This window comes from Paenibacillus sp. oral taxon 786 str. D14 (genome assembly GCF_000159955.1).
Taxonomy (GTDB): domain Bacteria; phylum Bacillota; class Bacilli; order Paenibacillales; family Paenibacillaceae; genus Fontibacillus; species Fontibacillus phoenicis.
On record NZ_GG695992.1, the window covers coordinates 16533 to 40908 of the forward strand.

24 protein-coding genes are annotated in these 24376 nt (G+C 51.6%); 20 read left to right on the top strand and 4 right to left on the bottom strand.

Features of this window, described 5'->3' with window-relative positions:
• Positions 1 to 73 precede the first annotated feature (73 nt).
• The 12 genes from POTG_RS19515 (at position 74) to POTG_RS25265 (ending at position 13167) form a co-directional block, all read left to right on the top strand.
• Positions 74 to 2731 (top strand): discoidin domain-containing protein, encoded by a 2658-nt coding sequence (locus POTG_RS19515; RefSeq protein WP_036646366.1) that lies wholly within the window; start codon positions 74 to 76, stop codon positions 2729 to 2731.
• Between the two features lie 289 nt (positions 2732 to 3020).
• Complete coding sequence (locus POTG_RS19520; protein WP_036646369.1) at positions 3021 to 3821, top strand: hypothetical protein; 801 nt, start codon at positions 3021 to 3023, stop codon at positions 3819 to 3821.
• A gap of 242 nt (positions 3822 to 4063) precedes the next feature.
• A complete protein-coding gene (locus POTG_RS19525) occupies positions 4064 to 4531 on the top strand; it encodes a hypothetical protein (RefSeq protein ID WP_028537764.1) in 468 nt (155 codons plus the stop codon).
• On the top strand, positions 4531 to 5553 hold the full coding sequence (locus tag POTG_RS19530) for a CehA/McbA family metallohydrolase (protein ID WP_009226561.1): 1023 nt from the start codon (positions 4531 to 4533) through the stop codon (positions 5551 to 5553). The genes POTG_RS19525 and POTG_RS19530 overlap by 1 nt, the downstream gene beginning before the upstream one ends.
• A gap of 16 nt (positions 5554 to 5569) precedes the next feature.
• Entirely contained in the window at positions 5570 to 6313 is a 744-nt protein-coding gene (locus POTG_RS19535; RefSeq protein WP_009226562.1) for a glycerophosphodiester phosphodiesterase, read from the top strand.
• Positions 6310 to 7344 carry a LacI family DNA-binding transcriptional regulator gene (locus POTG_RS19540; protein WP_009226563.1) on the top strand — a complete coding sequence of 345 codons (1035 nt, stop codon included), beginning with the start codon at positions 6310 to 6312 and terminating at the stop codon, positions 7342 to 7344. The genes POTG_RS19535 and POTG_RS19540 overlap by 4 nt, the downstream gene beginning before the upstream one ends.
• 5 nt (positions 7345 to 7349) lie before the next feature.
• Complete coding sequence (locus tag POTG_RS19545) at positions 7350 to 8174, top strand: ABC transporter permease (protein WP_009226564.1); 825 nt, start codon at positions 7350 to 7352, stop codon at positions 8172 to 8174.
• Positions 8175 to 8204: 30 nt separating this feature from the next.
• Positions 8205 to 9245, top strand: a complete 1041-nt coding sequence (locus tag POTG_RS19550) for an ABC transporter ATP-binding protein (RefSeq protein ID WP_009226565.1) — start codon at positions 8205 to 8207, stop codon at positions 9243 to 9245.
• Positions 9246 to 9261: 16 nt separating this feature from the next.
• Positions 9262 to 10446 (top strand): extracellular solute-binding protein, encoded by a 1185-nt coding sequence (locus tag POTG_RS19555; RefSeq protein WP_009226566.1) that lies wholly within the window; start codon positions 9262 to 9264, stop codon positions 10444 to 10446.
• Entirely contained in the window at positions 10443 to 11282 is an 840-nt protein-coding gene (locus tag POTG_RS19560) for an ABC transporter permease (RefSeq protein ID WP_009226567.1), read from the top strand. The genes POTG_RS19555 and POTG_RS19560 overlap by 4 nt, the downstream gene beginning before the upstream one ends.
• A 117-nt stretch (positions 11283 to 11399) precedes the next feature.
• Positions 11400 to 12671: an MFS transporter gene (locus POTG_RS19565; protein ID WP_050769821.1), complete on the top strand. Its 1272-nt coding sequence runs from the start codon at positions 11400 to 11402 to the stop codon at positions 12669 to 12671.
• A 289-nt stretch (positions 12672 to 12960) separates the two neighbouring features.
• Positions 12961 to 13167, top strand: a complete 207-nt coding sequence (locus POTG_RS25265; protein WP_442852593.1) for an ATP-binding cassette domain-containing protein — start codon at positions 12961 to 12963, stop codon at positions 13165 to 13167.
• Positions 13168 to 13205: 38 nt separating this feature from the next.
• On the opposite strand, the gene POTG_RS19575 is transcribed toward POTG_RS25265, so the two are convergent.
• Complete coding sequence (locus POTG_RS19575; RefSeq protein ID WP_028537770.1) at positions 13206 to 13916, bottom strand: GT-D fold domain-containing glycosyltransferase; 711 nt, start codon at positions 13914 to 13916, stop codon at positions 13206 to 13208.
• 232 nt (positions 13917 to 14148) lie between these two features.
• Between POTG_RS19575 and POTG_RS19580 the strand changes: the two genes are divergently transcribed.
• From POTG_RS19580 to POTG_RS19600, 5 genes are all read left to right on the top strand, one after another.
• A complete protein-coding gene (locus POTG_RS19580) occupies positions 14149 to 14838 on the top strand; it encodes a glycosyltransferase (RefSeq protein WP_009226571.1) in 690 nt (229 codons plus the stop codon).
• A gap of 122 nt (positions 14839 to 14960) precedes the next feature.
• A complete protein-coding gene (locus POTG_RS19585) occupies positions 14961 to 15650 on the top strand; it encodes a glycosyltransferase (RefSeq protein ID WP_009226572.1) in 690 nt (229 codons plus the stop codon).
• A gap of 35 nt (positions 15651 to 15685) precedes the next feature.
• Entirely contained in the window at positions 15686 to 16426 is a 741-nt protein-coding gene (locus tag POTG_RS19590) for a class I SAM-dependent methyltransferase (protein WP_009226573.1), read from the top strand.
• Between the two features lie 124 nt (positions 16427 to 16550).
• Complete coding sequence (locus POTG_RS19595; RefSeq protein ID WP_009226574.1) at positions 16551 to 17579, top strand: daunorubicin resistance protein DrrA family ABC transporter ATP-binding protein; 1029 nt, start codon at positions 16551 to 16553, stop codon at positions 17577 to 17579.
• Positions 17576 to 18391 (top strand): ABC transporter permease, encoded by an 816-nt coding sequence (locus POTG_RS19600; RefSeq protein ID WP_009226575.1) that lies wholly within the window; start codon positions 17576 to 17578, stop codon positions 18389 to 18391. Before POTG_RS19595 ends, POTG_RS19600 begins: the two co-directional genes overlap by 4 nt.
• A 68-nt stretch (positions 18392 to 18459) precedes the next feature.
• Here POTG_RS19600 and POTG_RS19605 read toward each other — a convergent pair whose 3' ends face one another.
• The 3 genes from POTG_RS19605 to POTG_RS19615 are packed head-to-tail and all read right to left on the bottom strand — an operon-like array spanning position 18460 to position 20630.
• A complete protein-coding gene (locus POTG_RS19605; protein ID WP_036646379.1) occupies positions 18460 to 19638 on the bottom strand; it encodes a MalY/PatB family protein in 1179 nt (392 codons plus the stop codon).
• A gap of 54 nt (positions 19639 to 19692) precedes the next feature.
• Complete coding sequence (locus POTG_RS19610; RefSeq protein WP_009226577.1) at positions 19693 to 20265, bottom strand: beta-class carbonic anhydrase; 573 nt, start codon at positions 20263 to 20265, stop codon at positions 19693 to 19695.
• Between the two features lie 41 nt (positions 20266 to 20306).
• Complete coding sequence (locus tag POTG_RS19615) at positions 20307 to 20630, bottom strand: iron-sulfur cluster biosynthesis family protein (RefSeq protein ID WP_009226578.1); 324 nt, start codon at positions 20628 to 20630, stop codon at positions 20307 to 20309.
• Between the two features lie 142 nt (positions 20631 to 20772).
• On the opposite strand from POTG_RS19615, the gene POTG_RS19620 reads away from it, so the two are divergent.
• The 3 genes from POTG_RS19620 (at position 20773) to POTG_RS19630 (ending at position 24304) form a co-directional block, all read left to right on the top strand.
• Complete coding sequence (locus POTG_RS19620; protein WP_009226579.1) at positions 20773 to 22290, top strand: carboxypeptidase M32; 1518 nt, start codon at positions 20773 to 20775, stop codon at positions 22288 to 22290.
• A gap of 198 nt (positions 22291 to 22488) precedes the next feature.
• Positions 22489 to 23490 (top strand): ABC transporter substrate-binding protein, encoded by a 1002-nt coding sequence (locus POTG_RS19625; RefSeq protein ID WP_036646375.1) that lies wholly within the window; start codon positions 22489 to 22491, stop codon positions 23488 to 23490.
• Positions 23491 to 23524: 34 nt separating this feature from the next.
• Complete coding sequence (locus POTG_RS19630) at positions 23525 to 24304, top strand: ABC transporter ATP-binding protein (protein WP_009226581.1); 780 nt, start codon at positions 23525 to 23527, stop codon at positions 24302 to 24304.
• The last annotated feature ends 72 nt before the right edge of the window (positions 24305 to 24376 follow it).

The following is a 24376-nucleotide window of genomic DNA, read 5'->3' on the forward strand; positions in this document are numbered from 1 at the left end:
GAGCATCGATAAACAAGCTTTCTCGCTCTACAATCGGGGGTGAATCCCATATACAAAGGAGGAAGATGATGTGATGCGCAAAAGATGGCCCGCTCTGCTGCTCGCCCTCGCCGTTGTCGCCGGATTCGCTGTTCCGGGAGGAGGTGCTGTCTCGGTGTCAGCTGAAGAAGCGAATCCTACAGCTAATCAAGGTCCGTCCCTTGGTCGTGATGGGAGAAGCCTGCTTTATCCCAAGGGGTGGTATCCGGGATACCGGACGGAAGAGGGGGAATTCTTGCATGACTTCTCCTATGCAGGCTATCGGAGAGGTGAGATGCCGATCCCTTCCGTTAACAAGCACCGGGGCATTAATGTAACGAAATCTCCGTACCGCGCGGACCCTACGGGGCGTATAGACTCCACACGCGCCATTCAGCAAGCGATTGATGATGCGGCGGAGCGCGGTGGAGGCGTGGTCTACCTTCCCAAAGGGACGTACCGTGTGACACCCCAGGAAGGGAAGGATTATGCTCTGAATATCCACTCCAGCGGGGTGGTGCTTAAGGGGGACGGGCAGCAACAGACGCATATTTACAATACTCAGGAGTTTATGAAACAAAAGGACATCATCCGGGTTGGCAATGGAGATTGGAAACGGACCAGCACGGTGACCAAGCTGCGCAAAACGGTGTCCGAACCTACGGTTCTGTTGCCCGTAGAAAGCACGGATGACTTTCAAGTGGATGACTTTGTCGTGATCACCTTTGAGACGACGGAAGGCTTCCTGAAGGAGCATGGGATGCAGAATAAATGGGCTTCCCGTCTAGGTAAGGTGGAGCCGATATTTTATCGGCAGATCGTGGCGGTTGATCCCAAGGCCAGAACCCTGACCCTAGATATTCCTACCCGATATCCTCTGAAGCTTCGCGATGACATTACGATTACCAAGACGGAAGCGCCCATTACGGAAGTTGGCCTGGAGGACTTCTCGATCGCGAACGTTGAGAACTCGAAGCCGGGGCTTGGGGAAGATGATTTCAAAGTGGAAGGAACCGCCGGGTACGAATCTGATAATGCTAAAGCGATCAACATGATTGCAGTGGCTAACAGTTGGATCCGCAATGTTAGCACGTACAAGCCGCCGGGGAATGCCACCTACCATATTTTATCGAAGGGCATTATTTTAGACCGGACAAAAAATATCACCGTCGACAACGTCACGATGCAGTATCCGCAATACCGGGGAGCCAACGGAAACGGCTATCTGTACCAATTCATCGGAAACGATAACCTGATTAAGAACAGCCGTGCCGTTGGGGCGAGACACAGCTTCACCTATGCCAATTTCTCAGCAAATGGCAATGTGTTGCTCGATTCGTATTCTGAGAACTCTTTTTACCTCACGGACTTCCACATGTATTTGAGCATGGCCAATTTGATTGATAATTTCACGGTGAACGGGGACGCGATATCCGCGATTACAAGGGATTACGGCTCGTCCGCGACGAACCGGCACGGCGTAGTGACAACCGAAAGCGTATTTTGGAATACGAGAGGCATCGCTGCCCATTCAAGTAAACCTGGGGTCATTATCGAATCGGAGCAGTTTGGCAACGGGTATATCATCGGTACCCAAGGGAAAGTGAACGGGGTGAAGGTCGATATTGTAGGCTCGATCCCGGATGCCGATACCTCGCCGTTTGATTGGGTTGAAGGCGTTGGGCAAGGGGAGCGGCTATTCCCGCAAAGCTTGTACAAGGATCAAACGAAGCAACGGTTGGATCTTCAGGCCTTAGGTCTCCAGTCGATCCTCGTCAACGGGGAAGCCGTAGCGGGCGTGCAATTTTTGCGAACGCAATATGATTACGTACTGCCCTTTGGCACGACAGAAACCCCAGTCCTTTCTGCACAGGCGGTTTCCGAGGATGCCCGTCTCAAGATCGATCAACCTAAAGGGATCGACGGAACTGGTGTAATTACGATTACACGGCGTGGAAAGACACAAACGGTTCGGGTGAAGTTCAGCGTGGCGAAGACGCCGGTGCTGCCGGAGAATATTACGATTGCTCCGGACAAAAGCGTACCGGGCTGGCGTTCCGCCGGTTATGCGATCAGTGCAGGCAAGACCGGACGTCTGCAATCTTTCCTGACGCTCGATAATGGAGAAGTCGTGAACACTTCCGAGTTGAATATCCCGGTAACGTACCGGGTTAGTGACGAACAGGTGGGCTATATCGAAGGGAATACATTTTACGCTGAACGGCCCGGTGTCGTTGATATCATTGCCAGCTGCCAGCTCCAAGGCGTGATTGTTGAAGCGCGCCAGACCTTTGAGGTGCTGGAACCTATCCCTGAGCCGGAGGGACCCTTAGCCGCAATTGCCAAAGTATCGGCCAGCGCAGATGACGGCAATGTGCCGAGCAACACGCTGGATCGTGATCCGGACACCCGTTGGTCGGCGGATGGGAAAGGCCAATATTTACAGATAGAGCTGGATGAGGTCACGACGGTAGATGGGGTGAGCCTGTGGTTTTATAACGGTCACACCCGTTCGAACTATTTTGATCTGGAGGTCTCCGTGGATGGCGTGCATTTCGAACCCGTTCTAACGGGGATGGCCAGCAAGAAACAAACGGAGCTGGAGACGTTTGAGTTTACGCCGACGCCGGCAAAATTTATCCGATATGTGGGGCAAGGTAACGAGATCAATACGTGGAACAGCTTGCTTGAAGTTTGGGTTCACGCTGAATAATGTCGAATAATCAGGGCTGGAATCCCTCTACAATAGGCCAAACAGATCATTTGCGCTCCTCCGTTTTATGTTAATCTCATTCTGAATCAAATCGCCCTGGAAGAAGTACGGACATTTGAGGATCGCATCACAGGGAAATCAGAGAAGGAATGGAGTGTAGAGGAACGAGTGAAGAACAAGGCAATCTTGCTGTTGTTGGCAATCTGTTTGGCGGGAATTATGGGAGTCACCACTCCGGCCCAAGCAGAGGCAAGATCAACCAAAGCCATTTGGGCATGGGATTTCTATGATGCGGCTTCCAACTCACAAAAAAATTACGTCTTTGCTGGAGTTTTTGAAGGACCAGAACATCAACCTGTTGTTTATTGGAACAAGCAGAACGCTGCCGGATCAACCGGCAACCTATACGGAGCTGATCAATCGTGCACATGCGGAGGGGATCCGCGTCTTTGCGCTGGTCGGAAGAGCCGAGTGGGCCTTGGAAGGACGACATCGCGATGCGCTCGCAGAGCTTCGTCAGGTGCTGGCGTTTAATGCTTCCCACCCGGACAGCACCTTTGACGGCATTCAATTTGATATTGAACCGCATGTCTTGCCGGAATACCAAACGAAGCGAGGTTCTGTCAATTATCAATACCTGCAGGTGTTGAAGAAAATCGCGGCAGAAATTCGCACCAGCGGCGATCCGCTCGAGTTTAATGCGGCGATTCCTTGCTGGTATGCGACAGGGGAAAATCCGGTGATGGTGGAGACAGGCGGACAACGGAAGCCGTTAAGTTACTTCGTATTGGATATCGTGGATACCGTATCCCTAATGGCTTACCGCGACACGGCTGACCGGCAGATTCGCGCGTCATTGGCGGAAGCCGATTATGCCGCAAGCTTGGGGAAGAAGGTTTATATCGGTGCAGAGACCAGTCCGCCTAATGGCTCTACGATTCCCAGTGAGATTACGTACTATAATAAAGGCTTAGTTTACATGAACCAACAGATTCAGGCCATCAACGCTTATTTTGCGCAGCATGCCGGGTTTGGCGGCATCGCCATCCATCAATACCCTGCTTACCGAATTATGCTGCAAGACCGGTAAGAAGCAATCGGCGGGTGAGGCTTATCTGTACGCATACGGACAACTGAACATGAATAAGGATGAAAAAAGAAGGATGCGAACCTGTTCGCTTCCTTCTTTTGCTTTTACACAAGATTAACACGCGGATGATACCGCCTTGATGTTCGAGCAGTACCATGAGAACATGTGGGACCGTTCCCACTTCAAGATAGGACATTAGGCTTTGTGATGATTCTATAAAACAAGAAAGGCGATGAGCCGTATTGCTAGTACTCGATGTGATGGGGCGTGTGACGCCGGACAATAACAAGACGCATATTCGTATTCCGTTTCAATTGGATGAGGATTGCAGCCGGTTGCGACTGAAATTTGAATATACTCCGAAGCTGCTGGAAGAGCGCGGACGATCTTTGGAACTGCTAAGTCAAAGCTTCGACGCATATCTGCTGCCGGAACAGAAGGCACCGGCATTAGCCCAAGCAGACAAATATATCCCCCTAAAAAACCTGATCACGCTCTCGCTTGATGATCCGCTAGGTTATCGGGGCGCCTGTCATCGTCATGATCCGGTACAGGAGCTGGCGCTTTCGGCAAGGGAAGCTTCCCCTGGGTTACTTCCAGGCCCTCTACCCGCCGGAGATTGGGAAGTCACGCTAAGCGTTCACTCGATCGTCACGGATACCTGTAATTATTTGCTCCAAGTTTGGGCGGAAAAGGAGAATGAGGCGTAATGAAGTGGTTGGCTTGTGAGCTGCATACTCATACGCTGCATAGCGACGGCGCCCAGACGCTGGAAGAGTTAGCAGAGGGCGCGGCAAAACTTGGGTTCGATGCAATTGCGCTTACCGATCACAATACGATGACCGGGCTCGCAGGGAAGGAGACGATCTCCAAAAAGTTTGGACTGCTCATCGTTCCTGGGATGGAGTGGACGACATTCTATGGCCATATGGTGACGATCGGATTAAGCGAATATGCGGATTGGCGGAAAGCCGACCGCAGCAAGATCGATGAGGGGATTCAAGCGGTGCATCGACTCGGCGGGATTGCCGGTTTGGCTCATCCGTTCCGGATCGGAAGTCCGGCTTGCACCGGATGCTTCTGGGAGTATGAGATTCAGGACTGGTCCGTTGTTGACTATATTGAGGTTTGGTCTGAGACGTTTGCTTCCATTCGCACCAACAACCGACGAGCGTATGCCCTCTGGACCGACAAGCTGAGTGAAGGCTTGCGGATCTCAGCGACATCTGGCCGGGATTGGCATGTGCAGAAGGAGACGGATGAGCCGCTGTCGGTGACCTATCTCGGCATCCCGGAAGACGAATTGCCGAAGGAGGAACATCTGGTCAACGCACTTCGAGAAGGGAAAGCTTCGGTGACGATCGGCCCGTTGCTGCTGCTCTCGGTGAGCTGCGGCGGCGAAAGCTACGCTCTGGGTTCCGTCATTCCGTCACCTCTGCAACCGGAAGAGGACAGGGATATGCAAGCGGAGATCACGATTGATTTCTCCGTTCGGCCGGGGTTATGGTCGTTGCCCGATCAAAATTTCAAGCTGATCCTCTGCTCGGACCGGGGCCAGGAGCTGGATACCGAGGTGATGTGGAACGGCGGCAAACCGGGCGACGATGTCATCCGTCTATCCGGTTTGCCGCTCTCGTCTGAGCCGAGAAAATGGCTGCGAGCCGAGCTTTGGGGGAGGGTGCGCGAAATTTATACGTTAATTGCTTTTACCAATCCGGTTTATTTCGATTAAGGAGGTAGTTCATGACATGAAGCAATTCCCTTTGATCACAGCTCATACCGGGTGCATGGGGCACCCCGATCATTCCTTAGCCTCATTTAATGCTGCATTGGCCCTTGGAGTGGACGTTTATGAAGACGACATTCGGATTACGCGAGACGCAAAGTTGGTGTTGGCTCATGACGACGAGGTGGTGCTTGCAGATGGACGGCAGACCCGATTATCAGACATTACACTGGCGGAGCTGGAGGAATTTTCGAAGGAGGAGCGTCTCCCTCTGGAATCCGTTCTGCGTTGGATCAAAGAAACCGGAAAAACGATGAACCTTGATATCAAATCAGCGGCCTGCCTGGAACCAGCGGCTGCGACGCTGCTCCAAATGGGAATGACGAATCAAGCCTTCTTCAGCGGATGTGGGTATGCGGTTGCCATGGAAGCTGAACGTCTCACCCCGTCCATTCGTAAGCTGCTGAACGTCAATATCGACAGCTTTCGATTGAGCTCATATGCAGAGGCTGTTGCCCAGGCCTGTGATGAAGCCCGTTCGGCGCGATGCTTCGGGTTAAACGTTCCGTACCAGTTGGTTCGACCGGAGCTCATAACCGCGGCGAGACAAGTAGGGCTGGCGGTCTATGTGTGGACGGTCGCAGAGCCAGACGTTATGCGGCGAATGGCTGGCTTGGGCGTAGATTCGATCACATCCCGGAATGTTGCCGAGCTGATCGCTGTGAAAAACGAAATGATCGCAAGTGAAGGAGAGACTCTACGTTGACTAGGAAGCCGAACCATGGCTTGCGGGAGATTGCCCGGGTGGCGGGAGTATCCAAGTCCACCGCCTCCCGGGTGATCTCCGGCAACGGATATGCCAGTGCGGAGGTGAAGGAACGGGTGCTGCAAGCGGCGGAAGCTCTCCATTACAAGCCGAATGCTGTCGCCCGGGCGATGGTGACCAAACGCACCTACAATCTTGGGGTCATCGTATTTCGTGAGAAGCCGCCGATCGTCTCTCATCCGCTGTACGGCAAAATCATTGACGAAATTCTGTTCGCTTCCGAAGCCCGCGGGTATTCTGTCTTCTTGAAGACGGATCGAGAGATGAGCTTACGCTCCACCGATTTTTTACTGGAACAGCGGGTGGATGGATTGATTCTGGTCAGCCGTTTGCAGAAGAACGTGATCGATTACGTCAAAAAATTTCATCTGCCTTACCTCATGGTCAACGGTTCGACCGACGATCCGGATGTGATTCATCTCGTCAGCAACGATGAAACTGGCGGCGCGCGGGCAGCCGAATATCTATACGGGCTGGGACATCGTCAATTTTTCGTCATCGCCGGACCCATAGAGCATCGCAGTCACTCGCTCCGCTTAACGGGATTCCTCCGGCGTCTGGAACAATTAGGCCTCTCGGAGCAATCCGGCGCTGTAAGGGTGATTCCTTCTCCGGAGTCCAGCTTTGATACCGGCTTCCAACGGATGGAGAAGCACTTCTCGGACTTTCGGAAATACGGATATACCGCGCTGTTCACGACCAACGACATGCTGGCGCTGGGCGCCATGAAGTTGCTGCTGGATCGAGGCGTTCAGATTCCCCAGGAAGTTGCTGTCTTGGGGTACGACGATATCGAGCTTGGCCGCATGTACTCACCGTCGCTGTCAACGGTTACCGTAGATGCCGTCGGGATCGGACGAGATGCGGTGGAGCTGTTGGACAAGCTGATCCGCGGCGAAGCCGATTTGCCGAAGCTGGTGGAATATGAGAGTTATGTGGTCAAACGTCAATCAACGGAAGGGAAGGAGTGACCTGAATGGGATGGTATTGGAAAAAAGTAGGGGCAAGGCGAATTATCGAGTTTGTGCTGCTTACCGTGTTTGCGATATTTTTCGCCGGCCCGCTCTTGAACCTGCTGGTGCTGGCGTTCAGTGAGAAGTGGAACTATCCGGACGTCTTGCCGACGACTTGGGGATTCAAATGGTGGAACTTCGTATTAGCCAAGGACGACATCGTCTCCTCGATTTCATTGTCGTTCTTGATCGCAGTGATCGTAACGGCGTTATCCATCCTGATCTGTATTCCAGCTGCGTATGCATTCGCGAGAATCCAGTTTCCGCTGAAGCGAATGTTCTTGTTCTCGTTCCTGCTGACGCATGCATTCCCGAAGATGGGGTTATATGTCTCGATTGCGGTGTTGTTTTATCGAATTGGTCTCATGAATACCCTGCTGGGTGTCGTCTTGATTCATATGATTAATGTGTTGATGTTCATGACTTGGATTCCTACGGCTGCCTTCCGTAATGTGCATCGGGCGCAGGAGGAATCGGCACGGGATGTTGGGGCAACTCCATTTCGGGTGTTTCGGAGTATCACGTTGCCCATGGCGATGCCCGGCATTATGGTTGCTTCGGTCTTTACCTTTCTCAACTCGTTGGATGAGGCGCAAGGGACCTTCCTTGTGGGGATTCCGGATTTCAAGACAATGCCGATCGTGATGTACTCCATTATTTCGGACTTTCCGAGCAGCGCAGGAGCGGTGTTCTCCATCATTTTAACCTTGCCGACCATTATCTTGCTGCTTGCTGCACAACGTCTGGTCAGCGCAGATGTGCTGGCGAGCGGGTTCCAAACGAAATAAGCCGACCCAAGGGAAAAGGGGGTAAACCGCATGCAATTAGTGGTGCAAAATTTGACGAAACGTTATAAGACAGGGGACGGAGTCAGCGATATCAACTTAACCGTGAAGCAAGGTGAGCTCGTGACCCTGCTGGGTCCATCGGGATGCGGAAAGACGACGGTGCTGCGCAGTATCGGCGGCTTTCTCGAACCAGATGGGGGGGACATCCTGATCGAAGGCCGTAGCGTTATCGGGGTGCCGCCGGAGAAGCGCCCTACGTCGATGGTGTTTCAAAGTTACAATTTATGGTCGCACATGTCTGTGTACGAAAATTTGGCGTTTGGGCTGAAGATCCGTAAAATGCCCAAATTGGAAATCCGTGCTGCCGTCGCTGACGCGTTGAAGCTGGTCCGGTTATCGGGTTACGAGAAGAAGTATCCTGCTGAATTGTCGGGCGGACAGCAGCAACGCGTCGCCTTGGCCCGCTCCTTGTTGCTGAAGCCGGCTGTGCTGCTGTTGGACGAGCCGTTCTCGGCGCTGGATGCGAAGCTACGTCACGAGATGCGTGAGGAACTCCGTGAAATCCAAATGCAAACCGGACTTACGATGGTGTTCGTAACGCATGACCAAGAGGAGGCCTTGTCGCTCTCCGACCGGATCGTGGTGATGAATCACGGGCGAATCGAGCAAATCGCAGGCCCGCAACAAATTTACGATGCGCCTGAGACTTTATATGTGGCAAGCTTTATCGGCAAGATGAACTTTTTGGAGGGGGTGGCGGATGAACGAAGCATCCGGATCGGCGCGCTCTGCTTTCCGAATGAGAAGCGGCTCAGCGGCAAAGTTACCGCAGCAATCCGACCGGAGGATGTCGTGTTAAGTGAGGCAGAGGAGAATGAAGAGAGGTTGGCGGGGAGAATCAAGCAAGTGATGGTACTAGGGCATTATGCCGAAGTGACCGTGGAGCTGCCGGGATGGGGGACGCTGCGTACGTTCCAATCGAAGGAAGCAACACAGCACTTGTCGGTTGGGAAGGACGTTGGCGTCAAGATTGTCAAATTGATCGGGTTTCCGTCAGGTGAACCCAACTAAGGGAGGATAAACGAACATGAGATCCAAGAAACCGTGGTTAACTCTATTGTCTACTGCGTTGTTGTCAATGACCTTGCTTGCCGGATGTGGGGGTGCGGGTATAAATGGAGCGGCGTCAAATACAGGAGCACAGGGCGAATCAACGACAACGCCGGCAACGGCGAATGCACCGGTGAAGTTTAACTTTTACTTTACAGGCTCGCAAAACGTGAAGGATCTGTGGGATACACTGATTCCGATGTTCGAGAAGCAAAACAATCAAGTAGACGTGAACCCCGTTTATATCCCGTCCGGAACCGGTGCGCAGCCGACCTATGATCGGATTCTGGCTGCCAAGCAGGCTGGCAAAGGCTCGGGGGACATCGATTTGTATGAAGACGGAATCGGCGTTGTATCCCAAGGCACGAAGGACGGAGTGTGGCAGCAGTTAGATTCGAACGCTATCCCGAATCTGGCCAAGGTCAATCCCGATACTATGAAAGACGTGGATAACTACGCAATTCCTTACCGTTCCTCCGCCGTTGTTCTAGCTTACGACAGTACGAAAATCTCCAACCCGCCAAAAACGTTGGACGAGCTGTTGGCTTGGATCAAGGCGAACCCTGGACAATTTGCTTATAATGACCCGTCCACCGGCGGTGCGGGCAGTTCCTTTGTTCATACGGTAATCTACAAGGACTTACCAGAGGAAGATATTCACAATTCCGATCCATCCGTGATGGCCAAATGGGATCCTGGATTCCAAACGCTCAAAGAGCTGGGTCAATACGTTTACGGTGATGGGATTTACCCTAAGAAGAACCAAGGCACCTTAGATCTTCTGATGAACGGCGAGGTATCGCTGATTCCGGCATGGTCGGATATGGTGCTGCAGCAAATTAACGAAGGCTTGCTTCCCGATACGATCAAAATGCAGCAAATCACGCCTGGCTTTAACGGCGGGCCTACGTATCTGATGGTCAACGGGGAGTCCGATAAAAAAGAAGCAATCTACCAGTTCCTCGACTTTGTCCTGTCGCCAGAAGCACAAAACGTCATCGTCGAGAAAATGAACGGGTTCCCGGGGATCGAATTGTCCAATATGCCGCAGGAAACACAGGATAAATTCAAAGGGGTGGCCGAAGGCTTCCGCACCTTCAACATTGGCGACCTCGGCACAGAAATCAACAAACGTTGGCAAAGTGAAGTTGCTGCACAATGAGTAAAGAGTGGAAACAAGCGATGGCGGGGCTGGCAATGGTCCTCCCCTCCTTCGCCATTTTATTGGTTGTCGTCATCATCCCTATCATCCAATCATTGGTGCTAAGTCTCACGAACGAGGCTGGGGGATACGATTTGAGCCGGTACCATTACCTGTTTGCGGATAAAGGGATGCGGGCGAATTTACTGTTTACCTTGCGGATCACCCTCATTACCTGTGCCTTGGTGCTGCTAATCAGCTATACGCTGGCGATCTACATGCGTTTTAATCAGGGCCCCATCGTCGAGCTGATACGCAAGACGTATATGATCCCGTTGTTCATTCCAGGGGTGATCGCGACTTATGGGCTGATCAATCTGCTCGGGAACCACGGCTGGTTGGCGCGCCTGCTTACGCACATCGGCGTCACGCTGCCGCGGATTATTTTCGATGAGAAGGGGATCATCATTGCGAACCTCTGGTTCAATATTCCGTTTACGACCATGCTGCTCAGCTCGGCGCTGGCCGGAATTCCTTCATCGGTTATCGAAAGCGCCAAAGACGTCGGAACAGGGAAGTTAAGATTGTTTGCGAGATTTATTTTACCGTTGTCCTACAAAACGTTTCTCGTTGCGCTAACCTTCGTGTTTATGGGGGCTATTGGCTCCTTTACGGCTCCATTCTTGCTGGGGGCTAACTCACCGCAAATGCTGGGCGTGTCCATGCAGCAGGTGTTTAGTGTCTTTCAGGAGCGAGAGCAGGCAGCAGCGATGGCGTTCTTCTCGTTTCTGCTTTGTTCCGTGCTGGGAGTGTTCTACATTCGTTCCATGGCCAAAGAGGAGAACGCCAAATTATAACAAGGCTCGATGTACCCCGGGATTCGGGGTTCTTTTTTATAACCATCTTTTCCATTGATTTGGTGATTTGGAGTCGCTTACAGTATAATTATTCTGTAATTTTCAGATCGAGAGGGGATGTCCGTGAATAACGTAGACAGGTCAAATCAAGCGACAACAAAAGAGCAGTGGAAAAGAAATATCATCCTGTTCCTGAGCAGTCAAACCATTTCACTGTTTGGTTCTTCGCTGGTGCAGTATGCCATCATGTGGTATATTACGCTGAATACGAAGTCGGGGATTATGATGACGTTATATATCATCTGCGGGTTTATTCCCACGTTCCTGTTATCCCCGGTGGCGGGCGTTTGGGCGGACCGATACAACCGAAAATGGTTAATTATGCTGTCAGATGGCATGATCGCTTTGGCCACCCTGATCCTCGCGCTCCTGTTCCTGATGGGATATGAGGAAGCATGGCTGCTCTTTGTTATGGCTGCGATTCGTGCGCTTGGCTCGGGTGTGCAGACGCCGTCAGTTGGGGCAATTTTGCCGCAAATCGTACCGTCCGACCAATTAACGAAGGTGAACGGAATTAACGGAAGCATTCAAGCCGTCATTATGTTTGTGTCCCCTATCGTCAGCGCTGCACTGCTTACCGTGGCTACGATCGAAACCATTTTCTTCATCGATGTGGTTACGGCGGCGATCGCAATTTTGACACTGTTGCTTTATTTCCGGATTCCGCCGCATCAACGTGCCACCGACCAGCAGTCGTCCAGCTATTTCAGCGATCTTAAGGAGGGGCTGCTCTACATTCGTCGGCAAGCGTACTTAAAATCCTTTTTCGCTTTCATGGCGGTCTTCTTTATTCTGATGGCCCCCGCCGCATTTTTAACCCCGCTTCAGGTGACTCGAACTTACGGCGAGGAAGTCTGGCGGCTTACTGCAATTGAAATTGCTTTTTCTGTCGGCATGATGGCGGGTGGGGGATTGATTGCCGCATGGGGCGGCTTTAAGAATAAAGTCCATACGATGACGCTGGCTACCGTTCTGATGGGGGCATGCACGTTTTTGCTCGGCGTCATTCCCGTCTTTTGGATCTATCTGGCGTTTATGGCCTTGTTTGGGGTAGCCATGCCGGCTTTTAATACGCCAACGATGACGATGATTCAGGAAAAAGTCGATGAGAGCTATTTGGGAAGGATTTTCGGGGTGTTCAGCATGATTTCCACGTCGATGATGCCGATCGGGATGTTGATCTTCGGGCCGATCGCCGATGTGATCGCGATCGAATGGCTGCTGATTGCGACCGGCCTTCTCATCTTAATTCTTTCGATCTTTCTTGGACGGAATCAAGCATTGCTGGAAGCCGGCAAACCGGTCATCCAGGAAGGCGCACTGCCGTGACAAACGTAGCCTCGAAATCGATTCATGTTAAGTGACAGCGCAACTCGGAAAGCATATAATCCCTAGGCTTATTTAAGTGTGCTTGAAACCGGTGTATGAATGGATGGGCCAAGGACAATGTTTTGTCCTTGGTCCTTTGCGTTTTTTAAGGGAGTTCCCGTAGCAGAGGGCCGGCGCCGACAGGCGCTAGTTTCTCTGCTTTTTTATTTTTTCAGCGATAAGGGGAGTTAGCTATGAGGTTATTAGAAATAAGCGGTGTAACGCACCGAATTGGAGACAAGGAACTTCTCTGGAATTACATGCGGGTGAGCATATGGGGCTTGTCGGACAGAACGGTGCAGGAAAAAGTACGCTGATCCGCATGCTTATCGGCGAGTTGATTCCGGATCAAGGCCTCATCAAATGGCAGCCACGTCTGCGGCTAGGACACCTGGATCAATATGCCCGAGTTCCGGGGGCGATGTCGATCCGGGACTATATGCGGATTGGAAAGTAAGACAGCTAAGTTTAGAACCTAACGAGGGCGCCCACAGGTTAATTGGGGCGCCCTTTCAATATGATATTGTTAGCTTTGCCAAAGTCGAGAGCGACTTTGCCCGATTTCGCCGCAATCTGTTCCGCGAGAACTACTGCACTGACTCCGCAGGAAATCAGAGCCACGTCAAAGCTGTTCTTATGCGCGATAACCCACTTCATCGTATTCCGATACTCCGACCATTGGTCAAACGGCAGTGCATGTACGATCTTTTGATTATAGGGTTCTTGTTCAAGCCGTTCCTTGAGCTTTGCAGCTTCCCGTGTGATGATCAGAATTCTCCGGCCGGAAAGGAGGGACCAGAATTCCTCCATTTTGGCCAACTCCCGGTTCACTCCGGCATGGCAAATCAAAGGCGGCTCAATCTTGTAATAGGAGAACACTTCGTCCGTTAAGGGTCTTTTTAAATAATCCGGTGCTTTAATCGTGTTGTCTCCGGGAGGAAGGATTCCAACAACGGTCGCCTTTTTTACAGAAGAAATCACGGCGTTTCGCAGATGTAAATTTGGTAGGGTCAGGCCTTTTTCCCCTCGGTTGGCTTTGATGGCCCACCGTTCCTGAAGCACTTTAGACACAGGCCAGACATGATGTTGAGACATGACCAAATTCTCCCCGTCACCAATCCTTACTAAGGAAAATGCCTTCTGATTCTTGAGTGCGTCTTCGATTGTCTTTAGCAAGTCTTTAGTATCTAAATAGATTTGTTGCATCCGACAATTCATTCCTTTCGCATGCTTAATCATTTCAGTCTATGATTGCGAGCACGGAATGAATTGTGTGCTTGTACTGCCAAGTAGTAGAGGAGGGTACAAGACTATTTTCAGCAAGCAATGGAATCCGTCCTGTCCGTTCGTTATCACAAACATATAGTAAAAAGTAGAAGGCCTGTTTTCCAGAACTAGATTAAGCTGAGTGAGCGGCTATAAGCAAGGAGGATTGTAGATGTCAAAAAGGATCGTAATCGAAAGCAATTTTAATACATTTGGATTTAGTCCGCACCGGCTGACCCGTCCCTGGCTAGAGAATCGAATTCAGATTTTTCGCGAGTTCACACTGAAGTCGCTGTTAGTTCAAACCAATCAAGACTTTATGGCGATCTTCAAGGTCGTACCCGAGACAGAGAAAATGATCAACGAGATTTTGGCTAAATACCCTCGTCTACCGAAAAACATCATGTTTGTAACCCATCAAGAAGGGATGGAGCGCATTAAAACCTATGCTGGATCCTGCGAGAATTTGTATTTAGTTCGCATGGAATCTGACGATATGTACCATAAATCCTATATCCAACAGCTGCATGACCATCGACCGAAGCCAGGCACCCTTGTTTTAATTAATCAAAACGGTTACGCTTACGACTCGATCCATGGAGAAATGGTACCGATGTTTCGAAAATCTCCTCCATACTATGTGTTCTTGTATAAGACATCGGAATTTACATCCGGATATCGCATCAAGCTGCCAGGAAGGGCCACACACGGGAACGTGATTGAATTACCTCATGAAATCTTAACTCCTCGTAACTTTGTCGAAGTTATTCACCGCTATAATTCGATCCCGAGAACGCTCCCGGTTAGAGGACGACTGTCGAAAGAGGAGCAGAAAAAAGTGCTAAAAGAATTCATGGGGTAACTGCGTTATTGGAAGACGGCCCTGTCCTTCTCCTCACGTCCAACATATAGTGAAAGATCGGTAGCTCCGTTACACGAAAGTAAAAGTAACCATACGGGCTATTATGACAAGGAGGGAAGTGCATGACTAGAAAAGTAGTGATTGAAAGCAATTTCAATACGTTCGGGTTATCGCCAGATCGGCTGACTCGGCCGTGGTTGGAGAAGCGCATCGCGATCTTTCGTAACTTTACCTTGAAATCATTAAGAGCCCAAACGAATCAAAACTTTCTGGCGATATTTAAGATTGCCGAAGAAAGCGAAGTGATTGTAGCAGATATCCTGTCAAAATATCCGCCGCTGCCAAACAATATCTGGTTTGGAACGAAACGCAACAGTATCGAGAAAATGAAAGCATACGCCGGAAATAGCGAGGATTTATATATCGCACGTTTGGATTCTGACGACCTGTATCATAAAACGTATGTCCAGCAGCTGTACGATTATCAACCGAAGCAAGGAACGATTGCTTTGATCAATCAAAACGGCTATTTATGGGACACGGTCAATGGAGAAATGGCACCAACCTTTCATTATTCCCCGCAATTCTATGTTTTTCTTTACAAGACTGCCGAGTATATGAAGGGATATCGCGTGAAGCTTCCAGGGCGGGGTACACATGGCAATGTGATTGATTTACCCCATGAACTGTTGGCTCCCCGAAATTATGTGAATGTCATCCATCAAAATAATACCTTAGTCAAGAAGGTACCGCAAAAAGACCGTCTAAGCCCGGCAGAAATCCAGAAAGTCCTGAAAGAATTTATGAGTTAACCGCGGTTTCCTCGAAATAGAGGAGGTGAAGGATTTTGGTAAACCAAGATCGGGTCAACGAGCGCTATTATGGCCAGGTAAACTCGGAAAAGTCCCATGAAGCAACAAGAGCACGTATCCACTGGATTTGCCGTCAAGTCACTGGCAGAAGAGTACTTGACGTAGGGTGCAGCCAAGGGATTACTTCGATCCTCCTGGGCCGAGAAGGACGCAGGGTTCTAGGGTTAGATTTGGAAGAAGGAGCTATCCATTATGCGAAAAGGGAGTTGTCCCGGGAATCTAAGCCTGTCCGGTCCAAAGTTCAGTTTAAAGTAGCCGATGTCACTGAATTCCAAGGTCATAAGCTATTTGATACGGTCATTCTAGGACAAATTCTGGAGCATTTTGCGAATCCCGGAGTTTTGATCAGTCATGCTTATCGATTGCTGGCAGACGGCGGAACCCTCATCGTAACGGTGCCTTACGGATATCATCCCTTCCACGATCATAAGCAGACCTTCTATGCGGGGAACCTAGGCATCTGCCTGGATCCCTGGTTCGAGATCACGAAATTGGAAGTGCAGCATAATTATTTGTGCTGCGTGGCTGTGAAACAAAAAGAGATTCGGAGACAAATCCTTCCTGATGCTTCCATGATGAAGAACTGGATCCTTTTTGACAGCGAGCGGTTTACTGAGATTGAACGCCAGCACCTGCAAGTCATGGAGCAGCGAAAAAAAGCGCTGGGGCAGGCTTACGAGCAACTGAAAGAACTGCGTAAAACGAAGCCCAATTAAGCCCCCAAGAGATGAACACACCCGAACAAGGGTGTGTTTTTTTTTCGTTTAAATTCAGTTTAACTACCTCCGTTAATCTCCTAACTGTAAATCACATTGGTTGAAGGATAGGAGGACTTAACAGATGATTACGAAAACTTCCGCCTTCACGGGGGGCGCAACTAAACTGGCGATTGAAGCTGAGGGACTCGTGAAAATATTTGGAACGAACCGGGCGGTAGACGGAGTGAACCTGCAGGTGGGGAGCGGGATGATTTATGGCGTCCTGGGACCTAACGGGGCAGGAAAAACGACGACGATCCGCATGCTGGCGACATTGCTGCGTAAAGACGCGGGTTCCGCCCGCATTTTTGGGCACGATGTCGTCAAGGAGCAGCATATTGTCCGTCAGCTGATCGGCGTGACCGGACAATACGCCTCGGTGGATGAAACGCTGAGCGCTACGGAAAATCTCGTCATTTTCTCCAGGCTGTTAGGCTTGGGGCGTAGCGAGGCTCGCCGGAAAGCAGCGGAGCTGCTGGAGGAGTTTGGGTTGTCGGAAGCGGCCAAGCGCCCGCTAAAGCACTTCTCCGGCGGGATGCGCCGGCGGCTGGATTTGGCAGCGAGCCTGATTGCCCAGCCGCCGCTCATTTTCCTGGATGAACCGACGACAGGGCTGGATCCGCGAACGCGGTCGCAGATGTGGGATACGATTCGCCGTCTTGTTGCGACCGGATCGACGGTGTTGTTAACCACCCAGTATCTGGATGAAGCCGACCAACTGGCAGACCGGATCGCCGTGATTGATCGCGGGCAGGTCATCGCAGAAGGCACTGTCGACGAGTTAAAGACCTCGGTGGGAGCCTCGTCGCTGCAGTTAAGAATTAAGAATCCACTTCATTTGGCAGAAACTCGCCGCATTGTGGAGCAGGTGCTGAAAGTGCCTTCCACCCTCACAGCAGAGGCAGGAAAAATTACCGCCCCGATGGCGGAGGCCGATCTGGTGACCGACCTCTTGATCGCCTTGCGCGAAGCGGATGTGGATTTGGCGGAATTAAGCGTTCAGAAACCAACGTTGGACGAAGTCTTTTTGACACTGACCGGGCGGGGCGTTGAAGAGAACACCGCAGGTCCTCAGGCTTATGTTCTTGATCAGAAGGGGGTAATCGCATGAGCAACACGGTTGTTAACGCTAAGGCCGCACGGCCATTAAAGAATCAAACCAGCTTCCGTCAATCGCTTCGTCACTCGTTGACCATGGCGTATCGAGGATTGTTAAAAATCAAGCGGACACCGGAGCAACTATTTGACGTGACGCTCCAGCCGATTATTTTCACGCTGATGTTTACGTATATTTTCGGCGGGGCGATCTCGGGGGATGTGATGAGCTACTTGCCGGTCATTATTCCAGGGATTCTGGTGCAAACCGTCATTTCCACCTCTGTCGTTACCGGAGTACAGCTGCGCGAGGATATGGAGAAGGGCGTTTTCGACCGCTTTAAGTCGCTGCCGATTGCTCGGATCGCGCCATTGGCCGGAGCCTTGCTGGCCGATACGGTCCGCTATACGATTGCGACCGTCCTGACGTTTGCTATGGGATACATGATGGGCTTTCGTCCGGATGGGGGATTTGGTTATGTCGCTCTTGCGGCGCTGCTGGTGATCGTTTGTTCTTGGGCAGTTAGCTGGATCTTTGCTTTCTTTGGCGTTATCGCGCGAACCGCATCCAGCGTACAAGGGATATCGATGATCGTGTTGTTTCCGTTGACGTTCCTGTCCAATGCGTTTGTTCCGGTTGAAACGATGCCAAAATGGCTGCAATGGTTTGCCAACATCAATCCGATTTCGCATTTGGTGACAGCGGTTCGGGAGCTGGTGAATCATGGAACCATTGGTGGAGATATGCTGAGCTCTCTTATCGGAGCAGCCGTTATTGTAGCGGTTTTTGCACCGATTACGGTCCGCGCTTACATGCGTCGCACTTAAAAAAACAAGCCGGAAGACGAGAGGTCTTCCGGCTTGAGTGTTTTCGCTGGTTATTTCGTTCCCAGCGATTAGGCTTGATGAGCGGCAACTGCTGCGCAGAAACGCTCCAGTGCTTCTTCCAGCAACGAGCGTGGGCAAGCCAGGTTGATCCGCAGGAATCCTTCGCCGTTCTCGCCGTAGATGGAGCCTTCCGTGAAGGCGATTTTGGCTTCCTTATACATCACTTGCTTCATCTCAGCTTTTTTCCATCCCAGTGCACGGCAATCCACCCATAATAAGTAAGTGCCTTCGGATAGAACGGGGGCCACCGCTGGCAGATGCTCGGCGAGATAAGCGACGGCGAAGTCACGGTTGGCACGAATATAGGCTAGGACGGCGTCAAGCCAATCCTCGCTTTGCGTATACGCTGCGATGGTCGCCGTAGGACCGAAAAAGTTCAGCGAACCGATGGCTTGCGCTTTGATCCGTTCGGCAAATTGTTTGCGGATGGCCACGTTTGGAATGATCGTATAAGCCGTCGCGAGGCCAGGGATGTTAAACGTCTTGGAAGGAGCCGCGCAGGTAATTGTGATTCCGGCAAAGGGTTCAGACAACGATGCAAACGGCACATGACGGTATTCGGCGAAGACCAAATCGCAGTGAATTTCGTCCGAGACGACCTTCACTCCATATTTCAGGCACAGCTCGCCAACCCGTTCCAGCTCCTCACGGGTCCAGACCCGTCCGCCGGGATTATGGGGGCTGCACAGCAGCATCAGCTTCGCGCCGCCTTGCATCAACGATTCCAGATGATCGTAGTCCATCCGGTAACGTCCATCCTCGAGAACCAACGGATTTTCGGCAACTTCGCGTCCGTTATTGCGAATGACATCATAGAACGGATTATAGACCGGGGATTGCAGGATAACCCGATCTCCCGGTTCGGTTAATACCTGAACGGCTACGCTGAGCGCAGGCACGACGCCTGGAGTGTCGGTCAACCAGGACGGATGAACGTTCCAGCCATGCCGGCGCTCCAGCCAGCCGGTGATAGCCTCCAGGTATTCTTTGGGCCGGGAGGTGTAGCCGTAAATCCCCAGCCTGGCCCGTTCCGTGACGGCTTGGACAATGGCCGGCGCACAACGGAAATCCATGTCCGCTACCCACAAAGGCAATACGTCCGGATTCCCAAACAGCTCCTTTCCAAGATCCCATTTCTCGGAGTAGGTTCCTCTCCGCGGCACACGTTCGTCGAAATTATACGTCATCTCTTTGTTCCTTTCCTTTCCCATAGATGCAGGTTATCTCTAGTCGTGTCGGGCTTATTTCGGAAGAGGCTGGTACCCGTCGATAATCAGTTCCAGCTCGCCTGTCGTGGAATCAATCAGCAACCCGTGAACAGGAACATCTGCAGGAAGGAGCGGGTGCCTCTTAACGATATTGACGGTCCGAATGATCCCTTCCTTCTCGTTATCGAAACCGCGCAGCCATTTGTTTAGCTTGATGCCGGAATTCTCGATCGTGTTCAACGTGTCGTCGCTGATACCCCGTTCCCGCATGGAGCCAATCATCCGGTCCGAATTGAGCGCAGCCATACCGCAGCCGGTATGACCAACGATGAATACTTCCTGGGCATGTAATTCGTAGATCGCAACGAGAAGACTACGCATGACGCTCCCAAAAGGCTGGGAAATGATTGCGCCGGCGTTCTTGATCAGCTTCACATCGCCGTTGCGCAGGTTCATCGCTTTCGGGAGCAATTCGACGAGCCGCGTATCCATACAGGTCACGATCGCCATTTTCTTCTCAGGAAATTTATCCGTTACATATTTCTCGTATTCCTTCTCCTCGACAAATTTACGGTTGAACTCCAGTATCGACTGCAATTGATTCATGTTACTACCTCCTTGTTTGTTGTTGGCACGAATACGGCGAATTACCGGCGGTCTACCAATGGAATATTGGATTTGTAAAACTGGGACGGCCCATCCAAGCGGAACGTCCCGGTTGCTTCTTCCCCTTTCAAGGACAGCTCCTCTTCAAAAAAAACAGCCTGCATTTTGTCAATCCAAAATGGGTAGGCTTCATTGTCCATGGGAATATCATATGGACCCGGTTCGGATACGATGTTCAGTACGGGAACACCGCTCATGCCGCAGCCGCAGTTTTCCGTATCGTAGACGAGGCGGAGCAAGCCAGGCTGGCCAGCTAACTTGTCGTCGATCATTTTTTTGGCCGTTGCGTTAAGCGTGATTTTCATAAGGAAGAGGCAACTCCTTTACATCAAAATAAAATTTCAATAAAAATTAACGAATTCGTCTACTTAAAATTTGATTATACGTTTAGTTAAAAGTATCATCAAGAGTAGCAACTATATTTCACCAGTAAAGGCGGGAGTTGTCATGAAACAGGAAACGGTTGAGAAATGGGAGCTCTTTCGGGAGCTTCTGCAGAAGATTCATGCATACGGGGAAGCGGTCGCGCTGATGAACTGGGATTTACGCACCGGTGCACCGCGCAAAGGGGCGGAGACCCGGGCAGCGACCATCGGATTGTTGTCCACGGAAGCTTTTAAGCTGCAAACGTCAGCCGAGATGGGCGAGTACTTAGCTTATTTGAACCAGCCTGCCGTCCTGGAGGAATTGGATGATGTGAAGCGCCGGATGGTGCTCGATGTGCAGGAGGAATACGACCGAAGCGTCAAGATTCCGCCACAGAAATTCCGCGAATATACGGAGCTGACAGCCCATGCCGAAACGGTGTGGGAAGACTTTAAGGAGAACAGCGATTTCGCCGGCTTTGAACCTTATTTAACGAAAATCGTGGCAAAGATTCAGGAGTTTATCGACTACTGGGGTCCGAAGGCTACGCGTTATGATACGTTACTACATATGTATGAACCGGACCTGACTACCGAGAAACTCGACCAGGTCTTCGGCCAGCTACGCGATCGACTCGTTCCCTTGGTTGAGGCGGTAGCTGGAGCGAAGAATAAGCCGGAAGCTCCATTCCTGAACCAGCTGTATGATAACCAGCAGCAAGCGAAGTTTAGCCGGTTCCTGCTCGAACAAATCGGCTACGATTTTGCAGCTGGACGGATTGACGAAACGGTTCACCCGTTCCAAACCACGATCAACCATGGCGACGTGCGGATCACTACGAACTACAAGCAGGATGATGTCGCCAGTGCCATCTTCAGTTCCTTGCATGAAGGCGGGCATGCGCTTTACGAGCAGAACGTATCGAAAGAGCTGGCTGGAACGCCGCTGGGCCAAGGAACGTCGATGGGGATCCATGAGTCCCAGTCCCGTTTCTGGGAGAACTTCGTTGGGCGCAGCCTGCAATTCTGGCAACGGTATTTCGGCGAGTTGCAGCAGCATTTTCCAGAACAGCTTCAAGGGGTTACGCCGGAGCAGTTCTTCCGCGGCATCAATCGTGTAGAGAACTCCTTAATCCGGATTGAAGCGGATGAGCTGACTTATAACTTGCATATTATTATCCGTTATGAGATTGAGAAGATGCTCTTTAATGAAGGGTTGCCGGTCAGCGAGCTGCCGAAAGTCTGGAATGAGAAATACCGCGACTATCTCGGCTTGACTCCGCCTAACGACGGGCTTGGCGTTCTGCAGGACGTACACTGGTCGGCCGGTCTGTTTGGGTACTTCCCATCCTATGCGCTTGGCAACATGTATGCTGCCCAAATCGCCAATACGCTGCGGAAAGAGCTGCCGCAATTTGAAGAGCTCGTCGCCGAAGGCAACTTCCAGCCCATCAAGGAATGGCTGACTGACAAAATCTACAAATACGGCAAGAGCCGGAAACCGTCGGAGCTGATCCTTGCGGTCACCGGCGAAGAGTTAAACCCGGACTATCTCGCAGATTATCTAGAACAGAAATTCAAAAGCATTTACGGCATCTAAAGCGATGCCGGTCGAAAGCTGCCCCTAAGGCGGATTCATCCGCTCTTAGGGGCAGCTTTTTTTCGTACATCGAACTTGGAACGCCCCGGCACGGCTTAACCTTTTGTTAGGCCATCGCATAGTATTTAGTGTATCTTCTGGCCAACCGCTAGACATCGATTGGCTATGAAACCCCATTTAGAAGGAGAGGTGAATGGCATGAACAACGTAAGAAAGGGGTTATGGATCGCGCTCATCGTCCTCCTGACCGCAGCGCTAAGCGCTTGTGGAGGAAGCGGCAAAGCACAAAAGGTCAAAATCGGGGAAGTCACCCGTTCCGTATTTTATGCCCCTCAGTACGTCGCATTGGAAAAAGGTTTCTTTAAAGAAGAAGGACTGGACGTGGAGCTGCAAACAACGGCGGGTGGTGACAAAACGATGACGGCATTGCTGTCGGGGGCCATCGACGTGGCGTTGGTCGGAGCCGAGACGTCGATTTACGTGTATCAGCAAGGCTCCACAGATCCCGTGATCAACTTCGCTCAATTGACGCAAACCGACGGTACCTTCCTGGTTGCCCGGGACTCCGCCGAATTTGATTGGGAGATGTTGAAGGGGAGCGTCTTTCTGGGTCAACGGAAGGGAGGCATGCCGCAAATGGCGGGCGAGTTCACCCTGCGCAAGCACGGGATCGATCCACATCAGGATCTGGAGTTAATCCAGAATGTGGACTTCGCCAACATCACGGCTGCATTCATATCGGGAACGGGACAATTCGTTCAGCTGTTTGAACCCCAAGCCTCCATCGTGGAGAAGGAAGGGAAAGGATACGTCGTCGCTTCCTTTGGTACGGAGAGCGGCAGGCTGCCCTATACGGTATTTATGACCAAGCAGAGCTATATCAAGGATCATTCGGAAATCGTCCAGAAGTTTACGAATGCGATTCATAAAGCCCAACGCTGGGTTCAATCGCATACGCCGGAAGAAATTGCCGAGACGGTTGCGCCTTATTTTAAAGATACGGACATGGAGATCTTGGTCAGCTCGATCAAGCGGTATCAGGAGCAGGGAAGCTATGCAGAAACGCCGGCTTTGGCGGAGGACGCCTGGAACAACCTGCTTGACGTGATGGAAAGCGCCGGAGAACTCAATGAACGGGTGGAAGCGGATAAGCTGGTGGATAACAGCTTTGCCGAGCAAGCCGTCAAATCCGTCAAATAACATGAACGTGAACGGAAAAGGAGCGTGAGCGCTTTTGCCATCTGTCGTGGAACTGAAAAACCTAGATCTGGTCTACGTGACGGACCGGGAGGCCGTCCTCGCCTTGCAAGGGATGAATTTAGCGGTAGAGCCTGGCGAATTCATCAGTTTGGTTGGTCCCAGCGGTTGCGGAAAGACCACGCTTCTTTCCGTCATGGCTGGTCTGCTGGCCCCATCCCGGGGAGAGGTGCTCCTGCACGGCAAACCGGTAACGGGCCCCACCCCGCAGGTGGGGTATATGCTGCAGCAGGATTACTTGTTCCCGTGGCGGACGATTCTGAGCAATACCGTACTGGGGTTGGAACTGACCGGAAGGTTAACGCCGGAAAGTGTGGAGCACGCGCGGGCGTTGCTGGCCGAAATGGGGCTCGGCGATACCGCGAAATTGTATCCCCATCAGCTGTCGGGCGGAATGCGCCAACGGGTGGCCCTTGTGCGAACGCTGGCGACCGATCCGGAGCTGCTGCTGCTGGATGAGCCGTTCTCAGCGCTGGACTACCAGACGAAGCTACAGCTGGAGGATTTGGTGTGGGGGACGCTAAAGCAGCGGAAGAAAACGGGCGTATTGGTGACCCACGATCTATCGGAGGCGATCGCGGTCAGCGATCGGGTGATCGTGCTGGCCCCCAGACCAGGGCGAATTCGCAGCATGTACGAGATCCCGGAGGCGATCCGAAACGCGCAGCCGTTCTACGCCCGGGAAGCCGAGGGATTCAACGAACTGTTCCATGAAATCTGGCGGGACTTGGAAACGTCAGAAAGGGAGGAGGGATAGCTCTTGGCACAGCCCAGAACCAAACCGAATACCCCTCAGGAAGCCTGGCTGCAGGAGAAATGGCAACTGCAC

Coding starts and splice junctions, on each gene's coding strand:
- POTG_RS19515 (WP_036646366.1), top strand. CDS start 74: ATGCGCAAAAGATGGCCCGCTCTGCTGCTCGCCCTCGCCGTTGTCGCC.
- POTG_RS19520 (WP_036646369.1), top strand. CDS start 3,021: ATGCGGCTTCCAACTCACAAAAAAATTACGTCTTTGCTGGAGTTTTTG.
- POTG_RS19530 (WP_009226561.1), top strand. CDS start 4,531: ATGAAGTGGTTGGCTTGTGAGCTGCATACTCATACGCTGCATAGCGAC.
- POTG_RS19535 (WP_009226562.1), top strand. CDS start 5,570: ATGAAGCAATTCCCTTTGATCACAGCTCATACCGGGTGCATGGGGCAC.
- POTG_RS19545 (WP_009226564.1), top strand. CDS start 7,350: ATGGGATGGTATTGGAAAAAAGTAGGGGCAAGGCGAATTATCGAGTTT.
- POTG_RS19550 (WP_009226565.1), top strand. CDS start 8,205: ATGCAATTAGTGGTGCAAAATTTGACGAAACGTTATAAGACAGGGGAC.
- POTG_RS19555 (WP_009226566.1), top strand. CDS start 9,262: ATGAGATCCAAGAAACCGTGGTTAACTCTATTGTCTACTGCGTTGTTG.
- POTG_RS19560 (WP_009226567.1), top strand. CDS start 10,443: ATGAGTAAAGAGTGGAAACAAGCGATGGCGGGGCTGGCAATGGTCCTC.
- POTG_RS19565 (WP_050769821.1), top strand. CDS start 11,400: ATGTCCGTGAATAACGTAGACAGGTCAAATCAAGCGACAACAAAAGAG.
- POTG_RS19575 (WP_028537770.1), bottom strand. CDS start 13,916: ATGCAACAAATCTATTTAGATACTAAAGACTTGCTAAAGACAATCGAA.
- POTG_RS19580 (WP_009226571.1), top strand. CDS start 14,149: ATGTCAAAAAGGATCGTAATCGAAAGCAATTTTAATACATTTGGATTT.
- POTG_RS19585 (WP_009226572.1), top strand. CDS start 14,961: ATGACTAGAAAAGTAGTGATTGAAAGCAATTTCAATACGTTCGGGTTA.
- POTG_RS19595 (WP_009226574.1), top strand. CDS start 16,551: ATGATTACGAAAACTTCCGCCTTCACGGGGGGCGCAACTAAACTGGCG.
- POTG_RS19600 (WP_009226575.1), top strand. CDS start 17,576: ATGAGCAACACGGTTGTTAACGCTAAGGCCGCACGGCCATTAAAGAAT.
- POTG_RS19605 (WP_036646379.1), bottom strand. CDS start 19,638: ATGACGTATAATTTCGACGAACGTGTGCCGCGGAGAGGAACCTACTCC.
- POTG_RS19610 (WP_009226577.1), bottom strand. CDS start 20,265: ATGAATCAATTGCAGTCGATACTGGAGTTCAACCGTAAATTTGTCGAG.
- POTG_RS19615 (WP_009226578.1), bottom strand. CDS start 20,630: ATGAAAATCACGCTTAACGCAACGGCCAAAAAAATGATCGACGACAAG.
- POTG_RS19620 (WP_009226579.1), top strand. CDS start 20,773: ATGAAACAGGAAACGGTTGAGAAATGGGAGCTCTTTCGGGAGCTTCTG.
- POTG_RS19625 (WP_036646375.1), top strand. CDS start 22,489: ATGAACAACGTAAGAAAGGGGTTATGGATCGCGCTCATCGTCCTCCTG.